Below are 15,670 nucleotides of genomic sequence, written 5' to 3' on the forward strand. Positions count from 1 at the left end.
CCAACATATCTAGGAGTGTTGAAAGTGGAATTACCTACAGAGAAAAAGCCTATCTATGATGAACGTGTAAATGAAATACTACGTGGACTAGTAGAGGGGAAATCCAGAGACCTCTTGGCACAGGACCTGGGGCATAAAAACTACAAGACGCTAGATATCTATATGCGTCGCAAGAACTTCATCTGGGATCGTGATAAACAAACATATGTACCGGCCCACAACCGTATAGAAAAATGGGATTCCAGCAAGGATCTAGTTAGTTCATCTAAAATATCTACGATCATCTCTCTATTCCAGAAAGAAGGCGCTGATGCTAAAACGATTGCTAAACGCTTAGGATTTAACGATCATCGTGATCTAGCTACGTACATGAAGTCAAAAGGGTATAAGTGGGCTTCGGATAAGAAGAATTATGAAAAGATGACGGGGAGATTTCCAGAAGAAACACTGTCGGTTTCCCTGCCTGCTACAATGCAAACGGAAGGAGGTAGCGTAGAGGCTTTAGAGGCCACTCAGAGCGTTTTAAAAGCTAATCGCATAGATAAGGGACGGTTAGAAACCTATCTGCCTATTTTGGAGCTTCTAGAGCGAAATAGAGATAGATTGATTGACCTCATTGTGCCAGGCTCAGAATCAGGCAAAGTACCTCGCTATGCCGTACCTGGAATTTTTGTCACTAAATCTGTGCATATGACTAATACATTAGATCAAATGGTGAGGGAATATAGTAAAGAGAAGAACATTAGTCAACGTGATATCTTTGCGGTGGCATTGATTGAGTTTTTTCAGAGATATGGGTATGAGAGGGAGATTGAGACGTTATTGGGGAGAATGTAGGTGGTTGGTGGTTATGGGTTTCACTTTAAAGTATACTATTTTCATAAAATGTCTTGTAGTTATTGGGTGATTGAAAATATTCAGCAGAGATTAAAATCATATAAATAAATTGATTTCTAGTAGTTAAAAGTTTCAGTTTCAATAAGGTGTTTATGTTAATAGTATCTGATAGTTAGAGAGCCCCCTAGACTCAGCAGTAATGCTTTGTCATAGGGGGCTCTTTTCTTCTTTTACTTCAACGAATTAATGAAGATATACATTCTTTAATTAAGAAATTACTGTACCTTCAAAAGTAGCCTTAGCTGTATCAAGAGCTACTTTAGCTGCTTCTAACTCAGCTTTCGTAGCAGCAGCATTATTAAATACTACTTCTGCTTCTTGGATTTCATCGTTATAAGCATCTTTAGCTACTTGAGGATATTCTCCCGCATTAGTTCCAGCTACTGCTACACTATTTTGTTCTTTTGCAGCTGTAATCGCTTCTTCAAGAGCATCTTTAGCTGCTTTCAATTCAGCTGCTTCTTTTGCTTTATCAAACTCAGTACGAGCATCTGTAACTGTTTTCTTAGCAGCAGCTACTTTTCCTTCAAGTTCTGTTTTTTCAGCACCAGCAGCAACTTTTGCTACTGTAGCTTCTGCATCTGCAACAGCTGTTTCAGCTGCTGTTAGTTTAGCTTCTACTGTTAAATCTTCTTTAGCTGCATCTTCTAGAGCTTCTACAGCTGCTTTAGCATCTTTTAGTGCAGTTGCAGCGTCGCCATCAAATTTTGCGCGAGCATCTGTAACTGTTTTTTCTGCAAGTGTTACTTTTGCATCAAGAAGTTTTTTCTCGTTAGCATCTGCAACCAATGCTACTTTTTCTTTAGCTGTTTTCAATGCAGCTTCTGCAGCTAAAAGATCTGCTTCTTTAGTTAGATCTTTACCTGCTGCAGTTTCCAAATCAGTCACTGCAGTTTTAGCTGCTGCTAGATTAGCTGCAACATCGCCAGCAGCTGTTTTCAGCTCAGCCATTTTCTTTTCTGCAGCTTCTAGAACTTTAAGATTTTTTACAGCCTTTTGTTGAATCGCATTTAAAGCATTGTATTGAGTACGTACATCAACAAGTGTTGCTTCGTCTGATAGAGTAAGTTTGTCAACTGATGGAAGGTTAGTAATTGCCTTAGCTACAGCATCAGCAACTTTTGCTTCATCAGGAGTTATACCTGCTTCAGGAACGAAAGTAATTGCATACTCACCAGTTAATTTAGCACCTTTGTAAGACTCTAGGCTCTTAGAAACAGTAATCAGATTAGAACCTTTAGAGGTTTTCAACGATCCATCAGGTAGTGAAATAATGACAGTATCATAACCATTTTCAGGTTTATCATCTGAATCTGAAACTGTAAGAATAGTTCCTTTTGGTAGGTTCTCACCATCAAGTGTATAGTTTGCAGGGTTTACAGCATTTTTCTCGCTACCTGTATACTGAACACCTGATGTAAACGTCAATGTAATTGTATCAGGACCATCACCATTCTCGGCTCCAACTACTCCATTGTAAAGTGTATTATCTGAAAGTTTGCCTTTAACCATGAACACTTCATCAGCCACTACAGCATCAGGTTTAATTTCAAAGACTTTAGTCAAGGTTTCGGCAGTATTTCCTACATCATCAGAGATAGAACGAACAACAAGTGTCCAGTGGATATCTCCGCCATTGTTTACAATAGTCTGTGGAAGGTCTTCTAGGTTCTCTGGTGTTGGTACTACTTCAAATTGTTTATCTGCACGGTTTTTATCAGTGTAGTCTACAACTTTTCCCTTGATAGTCTTAGTATTACCATCTTTATCTTTACCTAAGAACTCAATAATTGGTTCTGGAACTTTTGGTTGACTTTGAGAAGGTGTATCAAGGTCTTTACCAGGAAGCTTAACAGGTTTACTCATTTCAACATTATAACGACCCGTACTAATTTGAGTAATGTCTTTAATTGTTGGACTAACAGTATCAGGCGTAGTCATAATAGTATCATTCAATAACATTTCAATGTCAGCATTGTGTTTTCCATTTGCTGGATTAGTTACAGAGCTAGCTGGGATGAATAAACGATACTTATCATTGTAGTAGTTCTTGGTAGTTACTTTGGTATCGTAAATTTCAGTCCAGTCAGTTTTCAACTCAAACACGTACTCATTTTTATTTTCAGCTGTGTCATCCATAGCTAATTCAGGAGTTACTTTATATTTGCCAGCCGCATCAGCTACATTTACCCAACTCTCAGTACCATCAGCATTCTTAACAGCAACTTGAAGTTTTACTTTGTCAGCTGTTAAACCGTCAACTTCTTTGTTGAATGTTACACGGAACTGCTCTGGAGATTCAACACTTACAGTAGAAGATGGAATTGCGTTATCAGCTTTTACTTCAAAGTCTAGAGTCTGGCTGGTAGAGATGTTTTTATCATCTGTCAAACCAGCGAAGTCATAAATAGAAGATAATTGTACAGAATGAGTACCTGCTTTTAGATAATCCAATGTACGAATAGTCAATTGGTCACGTTTATCTTCTAAAGTGGCTTGGTCAAATTCACCGAACTCTAATTCCTTAATTACCGTTAAACCACCATCAAGTGAAACTTGAGCTTGAGCAATTGATTCTGAGAACTTAACTACTACCGTTTTCAGACCGTTTGCATCTACTGATGTTACTTCTGGTTTACGAGCATCGGCTAAAATAAATTCAGCTTTTGTAGTTTGTGGGCCTGCAGTGTTTGTTTGAACAAATTCTACTTTAACTGGCTTATTATCAGTTAAAATATTTGTCCATGTGTCGCCCACTTTTTCAGTTTTATCCAAAATAACTTCAAGTGCTTTTGGATTACCCTCAACTTTTTTCAGTCCACGAACTTTTTTAGCTACATTGTCCTGTGTAACCTTGATTTCAGTTCCTGTTTTAAGCAGCGCATTTTTATTAGCGTCTACTTTGTATTTACCAGTAGTTTCATCTTTTTGTACAAAATCAGCTACATCAACATTTTTATTGAAGTAGACAGTTACACGATCTGCTTGATTAGACCCAGCAGATTGAACTACAGGTAATTGATCAATTTCACCTGTATCTCCAGGATTCACTTTGAAATATACTTCTTTTGTCCCAATGACTTTACCAATTAGATATTTGTAGTCACCAGATGCCTCAATAACTTGGGCATCTACTTTTGCTACAAGATCATTTTGACTGAATTCAGATCTTAATGTAACAGTCGCAATACCTTTTTGAACAGTTACTCGTGTATTTGCTAAGTTACCATAAGTCGTGCTGAATGAAATTACAACGTTATCAGCATTTTCATCAACTAGACCAGTTACTTTGTCTAACAATTTAGCAGTAATTACAAGGGTATCTACTCCGTCAGATTTAAGCTGATCGCCTGCTGCGTCAGTAGTTAGTTCAAGCTTGTACAAATCTGTAATTACAGGAGTTTTGAACTTGCTTTCTTTCAAAGTAATCGGTTTGCCATCAACTAATACATCTTTGGCAACAATTGTATACTCAGTATCGTAATTAAGACCAGAAACAGTTAAAGTAGCTGTTTTCTTATCTTCACTCAAAGAAGCTACTTCTACCGTAGCTCCTGCGATAGTGAAGTTTTTAGCATCGATAGAATCAACTGCTTTATTAAATTTCACTTCGACTTTTGTTTTTGTAATAGCACTTACGCTTTCAACATTCAAATCGCCAGGAGCAACTGGTTTTTGCTCAGGTTGCAATTCTTTTTCAGTAGAAACGTTACCATCAGCATCTACAGCGTAGAAACCTTCTTCGCTACCGATTTTTTCGAAATCTTCGCTAGTTACTGTTTTGTATTCAACTTCTTTGCCAGCATTTTTAGCGTCGACCAATTGTTGCAATGTAGCTACTTCACCATCCCAGTTTACAAAAAGAACATTGTCTTCAACATTCTCTAAACCAGAGTCATACAAATCTGCAACTAACATAGCATGTTGTTTCAGTAGTGCTTCATCAGAATAGTGTCTGTCTACGTTTCCACCAATATAAACTCCGCCGGATGCTGCAAAAGCAGAAGTAGCCATGCTAGTTACTAGTGCTGTAGATAGTACTGATAGGATTACTTTTTTATTCACTTACTACCCCTCCAAATATCGTTTATTGAAGTATCTATTTTGCTTGTTTACATAACATTTAACATTTATGTATTAGATAGATTAGAGACCTAGGTCTCTAATCTATCCATACATCTGCTTATATTATTGACGAGGAAAAATTATTTGTCGAATTTGATGTTTAGATCAAATTTCTCTTTGCCTACTTTTACATAAGCTTCGTCAACTTTTTTGTAGCTCTTAGTGAATTCGAATTTACCATCAGTAACTTCTACTGTGAATTCTCTGTCACCAAGAACGATTGTTACTTCTTCTTCATCTTTCAAATCGCCAGTCAATTTACCAACGATGTTATAACCATAAACACCTGGAAGAACTTCTGAAGCCGTTTGTTTAGTGATATCTAGATCTCCATCATCTTCACCTGGATCTGGCTTATCATCTTTCCAGTTTTGTTTCATAAATTGATCCATTAGAGTTTCTTTGTTATCGTCTTTCTTCAGGTAACCATTTGTTTTTGCATCATCTTCACTGATAACATACAATACATAATCGATACTGTCAGAGTCATTATCTGTATCAACTAGTACTACATAGTCATCTGTGTCAACTTCGCCGAGATCTTTACCTTCGTTATCGAAGTAAACAACATCTTTGTTAAGCCTGATGCTTTGTTTCTTCTCATCGAATGTGTTGAAGTAGATTTTTTTGGATTCAATTTTATCTACTTGAGCAGGAATTACTTCGTTCACGCCTGCATCTTCATAATCTTTTTCTTTAAGGATTTTGTATTTATACTCATCGTCACTACGTGCATCAACGATTACACGTACATCATCTTCATCGATAAGATCGTCGCTATCTGCGCTGAAACGAATGAATGTTTTCTCAAGTTTGTCTTTACCGTCACCGTCGTATTTGTATTCTTTCTCAACCCATTTACCGTCATCGTCACGGTGTTTGATTTTTAGTTTATCTACGCCGCTAGATCTGTATGCCTCAACAACTACACCATACTCAGAACCAGAAGCAATACCTTTAGAGTCAACTACGAATACTGCCTCTACATCGCTGCCATCTACAGTGAAGTATACTTCAGCTTCTTTCTCAGCAATTTTGCTCCATTTGATAGTTCCTGGGCTTTTCAGTGAAGTTACATCACCTGATTGAATGCCTTTAGATCCATCAAACACTACAGAAGAAGAGCTGAAATCATATGTTTTTCCACCAAATTTAACTGTTTCGTCATCTTTATCAGAATCTTTTTTCCACTGATCTTTGCTCATGTGTTTCGCTTTAGAAGTATCTTTCAGCTCAACTTTTTCAATATCACCACTTGCATCCAATTCAATTTGTGCAAGGATGAAATTCTTGTCCTTAGACAATGTTAGATATTTTTCAGCAATTTTCTTTTCAGACTCATTCTTTTTCAAGTCGCTGAACTTTTCGCCTTCTTCATTTTTCACGTATTTACCATCAAGTTTAACAGTTTTAGAGTTACCCTTCTCTGTGTAAACTTTGAAAGTGTATTGGTCAGAATAAGGATCATAAGTTCCAGAACGAGAGATGATAGCCATTTGTTTGCGATCGTTAGCTTCGTAACCTTCGATATGACGGATACGACCTACAGCGTCAAGGTAAACCTTAACTTTTGTACCTTCAAGTCTATCGATATCATCAGGAGTGATTTGATCTTCAATTTCTTTGTCTTTGTCTTTTGCAAAAGAAGCATTTCTGAAACGGTACTCTTTACCATCGATAACGATACGGTAGTCGCTCTCAGACTTCGAACGTACCTTTTCAACTTTACCTTCTTTAGTAGAACGGTTAGCAAAGATCAAAAGTTTGTCTTTGTTACCATCTGCACGGTATGCATGGTAAACGTCCATTTCTTTAAGGTCAGCCAATTTCGCTGGTTTACCGTCCAAGAATACTAGATAGTCAATACCTTCTTTTTTATCTTCAAGAGCTAGATCTTTACCAACCAAAGTAGTGATCTTCTTGTCAGTTACTTTTTTGATTAGCTCAGAACCAAAGTGGTTGTTTACCCAGTTTTGGTCGCCACTGCGATCATCAACGATGCTAATGTAACGAATTTCATTCTTCGTGTTAAGAACAACCTTCACGGAATAAGCATCGTCAGCTTCTAATACTTTTTGTAGCATTTCTTGTACATCAGAAGCTTTTGTAGCACGTTCGAAGTTAAACGTTACAGATACGTCTTCAGCGAAATCGTATTTTGTACCGCTATCAAGTTCTAGAGTAAGTTTGTTGAACTTATCTTTCTTGATTTGGTCTTTGTCTTTTGTAGGAGACAATTTTTTACCAGAGATATGAAGAGCGGAATATTTATCGAAAACAACTGTTTCGTCTTCGGAACCTTCCATCCATACTACAGTATTATCGCGATCTTTAATCCATACTTGTACGCGTTGACCAGCGTAGTCGTTGGCATTGATGCTGTCAGCAACTTTGTACTTCACTTTGTTGAAGAAAGAACGGCTGTCAGAAGTCAATTCCACTTCGTTGTATTTCAAAGATCCAAGACCAATTACTGGTACGTTAGAAACTGAAGGAAGATCTTCAGGTTTGTTACGATCAGTCATTGTCCATTTTGTATCGTAAACTTGAACTTTTAGGTATTCGTTCAGAAGGTTTTTACCTTTAAGAACTTCGTGATTGTTTTGAGATCCAACAGTTGTTTGTTTCATCAAGTCGATGCGAAGAGAGTTATCAAGCATCTTGAAGACGTCACCACGAACAGCTGGTTTGTTAGCGTCAATAGTTACACCTTGTGAAATTCCCAATTCAGAAGCTTGGGAGATAAAGTTATTTGGCCATGTACCTTTTTGAAGTGCCAATGGCTCATAACCTAGTGCACGTACCAACATAGTAGCTGCTTCAGCATAAGTTACTGAATTTTTCGGTTTGAAAGTTTTGTCTGGATAGCCTTTTGCTAGATCTTGGCTAACCGCGATGCTAACGAAACCTTGGAACCAATCTGTAGCAATAACGTCTTTAAAGAATGGATTGAAAGTCGCAGTTTTTGCTGCTTCTTCTAGTCCACGAGCACGTACCATCAAAGTAGCGAACTCAGAGCGAGTAATTGTTTGATCAAGGTTAAAGTTACCTTTATCATCCCCTGCTGCTAGACCTAGTGCAGACAAACGTTTTACTACTTTCTCCATTGCTGGATCCAATTGTGGAGCCGGAGTAGTTTCTTCTGTTCCTGTATTTTTTACTTCTTCTGCTCCTGCAACAACAGGAACTACGGATAGTGCTAGTGCACTTGCCAATAAGCTATTAACAACCTTTTTCATAACCTTAGGTTCTCCTCCTCTAATATATAACAATTGATTTTGGGATATCTTATTGCTAGTTGTCTCTTTCTTTTTCCAGCCCGAATCCTGCAAGCGCGTTTCACCCCCTTTCGCAGGATCGCATATTAGAAAGAACAAAATCCTTCATAATTTACGCAAAACTAGCGAATCATGTCATAAAAGTGCAACAGTCATTAGTTTATCATAGTTGCTAGACTTCGTGAATCCTTTTTTAGGAATCTAACCGTAATTACTTCGACATACTATTAAACGCATAGGATTTTAAAAAGTTGCGGTTGTTGCATACATTTTTTAAAAAAACTTTTCACAGGCTAATAAGTAAGGCCTGCTGACTCACAGAAGTAATTATAATAATCGTCGAAGTACATGTCATCTACAATCTTTTACCAATTACCTTTATCGCATGACAAGGGGGATAGAATGATCTATCCCCCTTGGTTTCTTCTACTTGTTCAGCTTACATGCTGATGATAATCACGCTACATTTTAGTTATTGACCACTAGCTGGTTGCAAAATTGCATTTTCGTACGCCATCACAGCCAAGTTCAGCTTATACAAATTCATTTGGTAATTGTTTTCCGCTTTTGCTAGCTCTTCCTCAGCACTTACTACTTCAATCGCTGTCGCCAGACCGTTCTCAAAACGCAATTTGGTCAAACGATAACTCTCTGAAGCAGCTTCTGTTCCTTTTTTTAGAGCTTCTAATGATGTTTTAATAGAATTCAGATTGTAATAGGACTGCATAAGGTCCATTTTCACTTGATTTTGAGTTTGAGTTAACGTTAATTTGTTTTTTTCATAGGTGTTTTGAGCCTCTTGACCTGTGAATCCAGAGAGGATGGAGTATTTCTCAATAACTTCGAGCTCTTTTTCTGAATTCTTAATTTCTTGTTCAGCGGTTAAAATGTCTACACGTTCTTTTAGCGCTTTCTCGATCGCTTTTTCTACATCCATTACTTCTACTTTTTCACTTGTTTGTTTTGTAAGTAGGTTCCACTTTTTATTCAGATCTACACCCATGAATTTATTAAGAGAGAGTCTAGCAATGTCTGTAGCAGACTCAGCTTGTGCAACTGCAGCCTTCGCTTGAGCTACCCCTGCTTCTGCTTGCAATACATCTGTCTTGGCACGTGTACCTACGCTAAAAGCAGCGTTAGCAATCTTCAATTGAGATTCAGAACGTTCTAAGCTTTGTTTCTTCAATACTAGATCATCTTCTGCATTTAACAAATCAAAATATACTTTCTCTGTACCCAGCTTAAAGCTACCTTCTGAACGCTTTAAAGAGAGCTTACCAATCTCCTTTTGTCCTTCTGCACGAACAGTTGCTACATATTTCCCCTGAGCAGTGCCCAAATTTTCAATCATATCTTCCTTGATTTTAGCACCGCTATAATTGGCGTTATTCACCCTAATCAGGGCATTGTCTACATCGATCTTTGCCTTTTTATAATCAATATTGTTTTCCAATGTAAGTTCTACTGCTTTTTCCACAGTAAGATCGTTTGCACCAACTTCTTGTTCTTTCTTTACATTCACTTCTTGAGTCGTTACTTTCGCAGGTGTAGTAGTTGCTGCCATAGCAAGTCCACTACCTGAAGTCATAACCATCGCTGCTACTGTTAGCGCGACCCATTTTTTTGAATAAGGAAAATTCATATTTGTACACTCCTTCTCTACTACCATTCATATTTATTAATCTAATCGTATATCTACATTAGTACCATACCACATCTAGCGTAAAGTGGTCTCTGGCAAATCATTCGTTTTTTGTAACAGATTTGCTTAGACCCCAGTTAGCGATGCACCCTAATCCTTGTATACAAGTCTCCTTGTTCTCTCATGCAGATTATTTTTACAAGCGAATTTTTCGTGCACTCAATTACAATACGTTCAATATCCTCAAAAAATTACACATCATTTGCAACAGAATCTGTTTCTCGATATGCTGGTACCATGAGGTGATGCAAATGTTACAACATTATAAAACCGTGGCCGGCTACGGGGAAGATGAGATCATTATCGAACGTTCTCGCTTCATTGGATATGCACAGCGAGTGACCACAGAAGAAGAGGCTACTGCTTTCATTGCCATGATTAAGAAAAAGCATTGGGACGCTACCCATAACTGCTCTGCATTCATCATGGGAGAGAACGACCAAATCCAGCGTTCTAGCGACGACGGTGAACCGAGCGGTACAGCCGGCAAGCCCATATTAGAATGCATCAAGAAAAATGGTGTGAAAGATACTGTTGTCGTCGTAACTCGTTACTTTGGTGGTATCAAATTAGGAGCAGGTGGGCTAGTACGTGCTTATACAGCTGGTACGGTCACTGCTTTGAAAGCGGCAGGCATCGTTGCCCACATTCTTCACCAAGAAGTAATCATTGCACTCGACTATCATTGGTGGGGGAAGGTGGAAAACGAGTTGCGACTTGGAAACCACCGGGTAGAAGGTATAGACTATGCAGATACCGTAACCGTGCATGTGCAGTTGCCACAAGGGGAAGAAACAACTTTTATCGAACGAATCACAGACCTTACAAACGGACAAGCTACACTGACTCTTGGTACAAAAGAGTATGTGGAGCTACCTGTTGAAGCCATTCAGGAAGATACAGAGTGAGCTTTTCCTTAATATGACGCAGGAAAACAAGTGAAAGTTGCACTACACTCTTTTCATTTGGTTTCGCATACAACTATATAAGGATTACTTATAAAATACTAGTCTCCCACACAAGGAAAGCACCAAGTGCTTTTATGTTGAAATAAATACCCCTATATAAGGAAGGGAAAAATTTACGCGTAAAGTTTTCCTATCTTTCTTGGTTAAAACGCCCATAATATTTTCAAAAAAGGAAACACATTCTTACTGCCTAAGGATTCTAAAAACCAAAAAGAGCCGCTCCAAAATCAGCGGCTCTTCCTCTTATTGACCCCGACGTATCGAGTTACTTACTTTTAATTTTAAACGTTCATAGGCATTGAGGATTGGACGGTGCTTACGTCCAACTAGCCCAACAATTTCTGTTACCATGTGAATGACAAACCCTAGCACAGCTAGAATAATGAGCGTCATCCAGATCGTATGTTGTGCATTGGTTACTTGAGTAAGCAGGATCGCTGCTCCCCCGAAAAATGCACTCATTCCATAGATAGTGATCACTGTAGCTCGATGGGATAGCCCCATATTCAGCAAGCAGTGGTGTAAGTGTCCCTTATCCGCACTGGAAATTGGTTTGTTATTCAGAATACGACGTACAATCGCAAAGAATGTATCCCACAATGGAACCCCAAGAACTACGATCGGAATGATAAAGGAAACAAATACAGCTTCTTTAAAGCCCATAATTGACAGAGCAGCTAAATTAAAACCTAAGAATAGTGCTCCTGTATCACCCATAAAGATTTTAGCTGGATGAAAGTTAAAATAAAGGAAGCCAACGATTGCTCCAAGCAAAATGAAACAATACATCGCAACGCCGGTATCTTTCATGATAATTGCCATCACAGCCATGGTAGCTGTAGCGATACCAGATACTCCAGCAGACAATCCATCTAATCCATCAATGAGATTAATAGCATTAGTGACTCCAATAATCCACACCATCGTAATTGGAATGGCTAGCAGAGCTAACCAGCCAGTGGAGAAATCTAGACCAACATTGCCGAATGGGAGATTAACTACTCCAATCTTTAAGCCAAAGCCCATCACGACAACTGCCGTTCCCACTATCTGTCCAAGCAGCTTCCATTTTGGAGACAATTGATACTTATCATCAAGAATCCCTGTGATTAGAACAATGGTTCCACCAATAAAGATTCCCAGCATTTCATTTGTCAAAGGTTTTAGAAAGATAAAAAGAGCAAAAACAAATCCTATAAAAATCGCAAGACCGCCCATTCGCGGCATAATTTTCGTGTGTACTTTTCGGTCGTTGGGAGCGTCTACTGCTCCAATTTTTATTGCTAGCTTCTTTACATATGGTGTAGCGATAAAAGCCACAACCATTGCAGTCAACAGTCCGAAGACATAACCAGACATGATGTTTCCCCTCTCTACTGAGACTCGGAACGTTTTTTCAAACGACTCCACAGCACTGTGGCGACAAAGTGTGGTATTGCCAGCTGTCTTCTCCATCTCGACGGATCTTTTACTAAGCGATAAAGCCATTCCAAATGCAGTTGTTGCCACATCTTAGGCGCACGCTTTACTTTACCAGAAATGACGTCTAAGCATCCTCCAACTCCCATTGCAAGTGAAACAGGTAGTTCAGTCCAGTGTTTTGCAATCCATTCATCTTGTTTCGGTGCACCCATGGCTACAAATAGTAAATCTGGTTTCTTTTCTTGTATATCTGCGACAATTTTCGCCTCTTCTTCAGGCTTAAAATATCCATTTTGACGACCAACAATCTTGGCTTGGGGAAAACGTTCTTGTAGAACTTCCGCCGCTTTCTCATTTACTTCGGGCGAAGCCCCTAACAAATAAACACCCCAATCGTTTTCATTCGCTTGTAACATGAGATGTTCTACTAATTCGACACCTGTAACACGTTCGCGGATCGGAGCTTGTAACCACCGAGCTGCATAAATAATTCCAATACCATCTGGCACAATATAGGCTTGTTCCATCAAGCGTGCCATATTTACATTTCCTTGAGATAGCATCACGATTTCTGGATTAGCGGTGATGACGTGTGTACGTTCCCCGCGTTTGACAAGATCGGTCAAATGTTGCACCGTCTCTTGCAAACCTTTAGTAGAAAACGGAACCCCCAGGATTCGCGCGACTTTCATAATATATGCCCCCACTAATTCTATTATGTAGGCCTTAAAGAGACAGGTTGCACGTAGCCAATTTTACTCTAAAAGAAAGGCACATTCAAGATCAATTCCAGAATGTGCCCATGTTCTTTCTTGTCTGATATTCTTATTTATTGCCGATCGCAAACATAATTTCGCCTTCCGCTACCACTTTTTCGCCAACTCGTGCCACTGCATTTCCCTTACCAACAGTGCCACGAACCCTTGTCATTTCTACTTCTAGCAGCAATGTATCACCTGGTGTTACTTGTTCTTTAAAGCGGAAATTGTCAATACCAGCAAAGAAAGCTAATTTCCCTTTATTCTCTTCTTTACCCAAAATTGCTACCGCACCAACTTGAGCAAGCGCTTCTACAATTAAAACACCTGGCATAACGGGGTAGCCAGGAAAATGTCCCTGAAAAAACGGTTCATTAATGGTTACATTTTTCAATCCTACAGAGCGTTTACCGTATTCTACTTCTATAATTCGATCCACCAAAAGAAACGGATAACGATGAGGGATGATCTCCTGAATTTGTACAGAATCTAAAATTGTTGGGTATTCCACAAGACTTTCCTCCACTTCCATATTTTCAATACATAAGCTTATGTATGTGAGTTGTTCTATCTACTTACAATATAAGTACTCCCTTGTCTTGTCCCTATCAGGGTGAGGGTTTCCTATAGAGGGCACTTCGTTTACGGAGTGCTCTTTTCTTTCATATCTTTGTTTAACAATAAAACCTTCATCAAATAAATTGCACTGGTCAAGATGGAGAACAAAATGACGATCCATAATAATAATTCACCATATGTGTATTGAAACATGATGGAAGTAAACACAATGTAAAATAACACGGTTGTTACCTTCCCATAAATATTAGCTGATACGAGCTTCTTACCGCGAAAATGAAACAACGCATAAAGAATAATCATCGCTAAATCGCGTAAAAAGAATACGGAGGCCGCCCAGATGCTAATCCGCTCGGATAGCAAAAAAGAAAAGATAACGGCTAACATCATTAATTTATCGGCGAGTGGATCAAGCATTTCACCTGTGCTAGTAATCATTTTGTATGTTCGCGCTATATACCCATCCACCACATCCGTAAGACCTGCCAAGATCAGAATGAAATAGGCTAAGGTAATATGGTACGAAAAGGCGGAAAAGAACACTATCAGGTAGATCGGGACCAATGCGATGCGTAAAAGAGTTAACGCATTAGGGACATTCACCGAGCATACCTCCGTTTATTCCGGCTCTATAGAAAGAGCGCGAAGAGTATTTTCCAGAGAAATGATTCACCTTATGTTCACACAAGCAATTTTCATTATACCCTTTTCAGAGAACAAACAGCAACTAGGAGTAGAAATTGATGAAGCCCTCTTCTACTCTGAAGAGGGCTTCTACCTAGTCTAACTTCTATACTCTTTTTACGCTGCAAACATTAAATCATAGATATGCTTGTACGTCTCATACTGGAATGCTTGTGATAGAGGCATCTTTCCCACAACAGAAAACCCGATAGCAAGGCCCATCACAAGAGAGATAAATAATAGGATAGGGACCATCGTTACTTTTGCAAGCATCTTGGGAAAACTCCTACCGTTTTTGGGTCTTACCTCTTTTGCATCCAGCTCTTCACGTTGCGCTTTACGTCCTTTTACCTGGTTCACTGCTTGGGGTCCTCCTTAACGAATTGCTTATTATCTGCTACGAAGCATATTTGCTGTGCTCATCATCTGATCGGTAATGGATAACGCACGCGCATTAAATTGGTAGGCGCGTTGGGCTAGCATCAGCTGCGTCATTTCTTGATTTAACTCTACATTTGAAGTTTCTAGCATGCCTTGGTGTAGTTTACCCTCACCTTCAGCATAATCAACCTGGGTCATACCTATCAGGTCGTCTGGATTGTTCGTAATTCGCAAATTATTTTGTCCTACGCGCTCATAACGATCTTGGTTTGTAATCTTAAATAGAGGAATATCACTGACAGAAACCGATTCTCCGTTAACAAAGATTCCACCTTGTTCGTTGACAGTAATTTGTCCACCTTGAGGATCATCAATATCAATATCAATATCAATTTCAATGCCATAAGCGTCGACTAGCGTTTCACCAGTCGCCGTTAGCAGATTATACCGCTCATTCTCATTCTTTTGCAAATGGAAATTTCCATTCCGTGTCGCATAATACTCTTCCACAGGGCGTCCATTACGGAAAACAACTTGTCCATTTTCGTCCATAGCTTGCTTGCGAACAATAAACATGCCGTCGCCTTCAATCATTAAGTCGGTGGGAACACCTGTCGTCATCGCTCCACCTTGTTTTTGATTCATGCGGGTCATGCCCATCTTCACACCGCTTCCAATAGAGATACCCTCTGGTGTATTCCGATTCTCCTGGTCCTTAACCGGTTGTTTATTCATGGTGTCTGACAACAACTCAGAAAAATCTGCACTACTCCCTTTAAAGCCTACCGTGTTCACATTGGCAATGTTATTAGACGTAACGTCAATCACCTGTTGGACAGCACGCAGAGCTGATGTAGATATGTTTAATGATTGCATGCA

11 protein-coding genes and 1 pseudogene are annotated in these 15,670 nt (G+C 39.1%); 2 read left to right on the forward strand and 10 right to left on the reverse strand.

What is annotated here, in order from left to right; translation table 11 throughout:
* The first annotated feature begins 24 nt into the window (after positions 1–24).
* Positions 25–837, forward strand: coding sequence for a hypothetical protein (locus tag EEL30_04005; GenBank protein QDX91605.1), 813 nt, complete (start codon positions 25–27; stop codon positions 835–837).
* Between the two features lie 267 nt (positions 838–1,104).
* Here EEL30_04005 and EEL30_04010 read toward each other — a convergent pair whose 3' ends face one another.
* From EEL30_04010 to EEL30_04025, 4 genes and pseudogenes are all read right to left on the reverse strand, one after another.
* Complete coding sequence (locus tag EEL30_04010; protein ID QDX95661.1) at positions 1,105–4,506, reverse strand: sugar-binding domain protein; 3,402 nt, start codon at positions 4,504–4,506, stop codon at positions 1,105–1,107.
* Positions 4,507–4,569: 63 nt separating this feature from the next.
* Positions 4,570–4,962: pseudogene (locus tag EEL30_04015) on the reverse strand (hypothetical protein).
* A 140-nt stretch (positions 4,963–5,102) separates the two neighbouring features.
* Positions 5,103–8,354, reverse strand: coding sequence for an S-layer homology domain-containing protein (locus EEL30_04020; GenBank protein QDX91606.1), 3,252 nt, complete (start codon positions 8,352–8,354; stop codon positions 5,103–5,105).
* A 418-nt stretch (positions 8,355–8,772) separates the two neighbouring features.
* Entirely contained in the window at positions 8,773–9,942 is a 1,170-nt protein-coding gene (locus tag EEL30_04025) for a TolC family protein (GenBank protein QDX91607.1), read from the reverse strand.
* A 311-nt stretch (positions 9,943–10,253) separates the two neighbouring features.
* Between EEL30_04025 and EEL30_04030 the strand changes: the two genes are divergently transcribed.
* Positions 10,254–10,910 carry a YigZ family protein gene (locus tag EEL30_04030; GenBank protein QDX91608.1) on the forward strand — a complete coding sequence of 219 codons (657 nt, stop codon included), beginning with the start codon at positions 10,254–10,256 and terminating at the stop codon, positions 10,908–10,910.
* Positions 10,911–11,213: 303 nt separating this feature from the next.
* Here EEL30_04030 and EEL30_04035 read toward each other — a convergent pair whose 3' ends face one another.
* The 6 genes from EEL30_04035 to EEL30_04060 form a co-directional block, all read right to left on the reverse strand.
* A complete protein-coding gene (locus EEL30_04035) occupies positions 11,214–12,329 on the reverse strand; it encodes an undecaprenyl/decaprenyl-phosphate alpha-N-acetylglucosaminyl 1-phosphate transferase (protein ID QDX91609.1) in 1,116 nt (371 codons plus the stop codon).
* A 14-nt stretch (positions 12,330–12,343) separates the two neighbouring features.
* Complete coding sequence (locus EEL30_04040) at positions 12,344–13,084, reverse strand: glycosyltransferase (GenBank protein QDX91610.1); 741 nt, start codon at positions 13,082–13,084, stop codon at positions 12,344–12,346.
* A 133-nt stretch (positions 13,085–13,217) separates the two neighbouring features.
* Complete coding sequence (fabZ, locus tag EEL30_04045) at positions 13,218–13,646, reverse strand: 3-hydroxyacyl-[acyl-carrier-protein] dehydratase FabZ (protein QDX95662.1); 429 nt, start codon at positions 13,644–13,646, stop codon at positions 13,218–13,220.
* A 146-nt stretch (positions 13,647–13,792) separates the two neighbouring features.
* Complete coding sequence (locus EEL30_04050) at positions 13,793–14,329, reverse strand: CDP-diacylglycerol--glycerol-3-phosphate 3-phosphatidyltransferase (GenBank protein ID QDX91611.1); 537 nt, start codon at positions 14,327–14,329, stop codon at positions 13,793–13,795.
* Between the two features lie 198 nt (positions 14,330–14,527).
* The gene (locus EEL30_04055; protein ID QDX91612.1) at positions 14,528–14,770 is read right to left on the reverse strand and encodes a DNA-directed RNA polymerase subunit beta; all 243 of its coding nucleotides are present in this window, start codon (positions 14,768–14,770) and stop codon (positions 14,528–14,530) included.
* Between the two features lie 30 nt (positions 14,771–14,800).
* Positions 14,801–15,667 (reverse strand): flagellar hook-basal body protein, encoded by an 867-nt coding sequence (locus EEL30_04060; protein QDX91613.1) that lies wholly within the window; start codon positions 15,665–15,667, stop codon positions 14,801–14,803.
* Positions 15,668–15,670: the final 3 nt, after the last annotated feature.

Source organism: Brevibacillus laterosporus, from assembly GCA_007833815.1.
Classification (GTDB): Bacteria; Bacillota; Bacilli; order Brevibacillales; family Brevibacillaceae; genus Brevibacillus_B; species Brevibacillus_B laterosporus_D.

Coding starts and splice junctions, on each gene's coding strand:
- EEL30_04025 (QDX91607.1), bottom strand. CDS start 9,942: ATGAATTTTCCTTATTCAAAAAAATGGGTCGCGCTAACAGTAGCAGCG.
- EEL30_04060 (QDX91613.1), bottom strand. CDS start 15,667: ATGCAATCATTAAACATATCTACATCAGCTCTGCGTGCTGTCCAACAG.
- EEL30_04035 (QDX91609.1), bottom strand. CDS start 12,329: ATGTCTGGTTATGTCTTCGGACTGTTGACTGCAATGGTTGTGGCTTTT.
- EEL30_04030 (QDX91608.1), top strand. CDS start 10,254: ATGTTACAACATTATAAAACCGTGGCCGGCTACGGGGAAGATGAGATC.
- EEL30_04040 (QDX91610.1), bottom strand. CDS start 13,084: ATGAAAGTCGCGCGAATCCTGGGGGTTCCGTTTTCTACTAAAGGTTTG.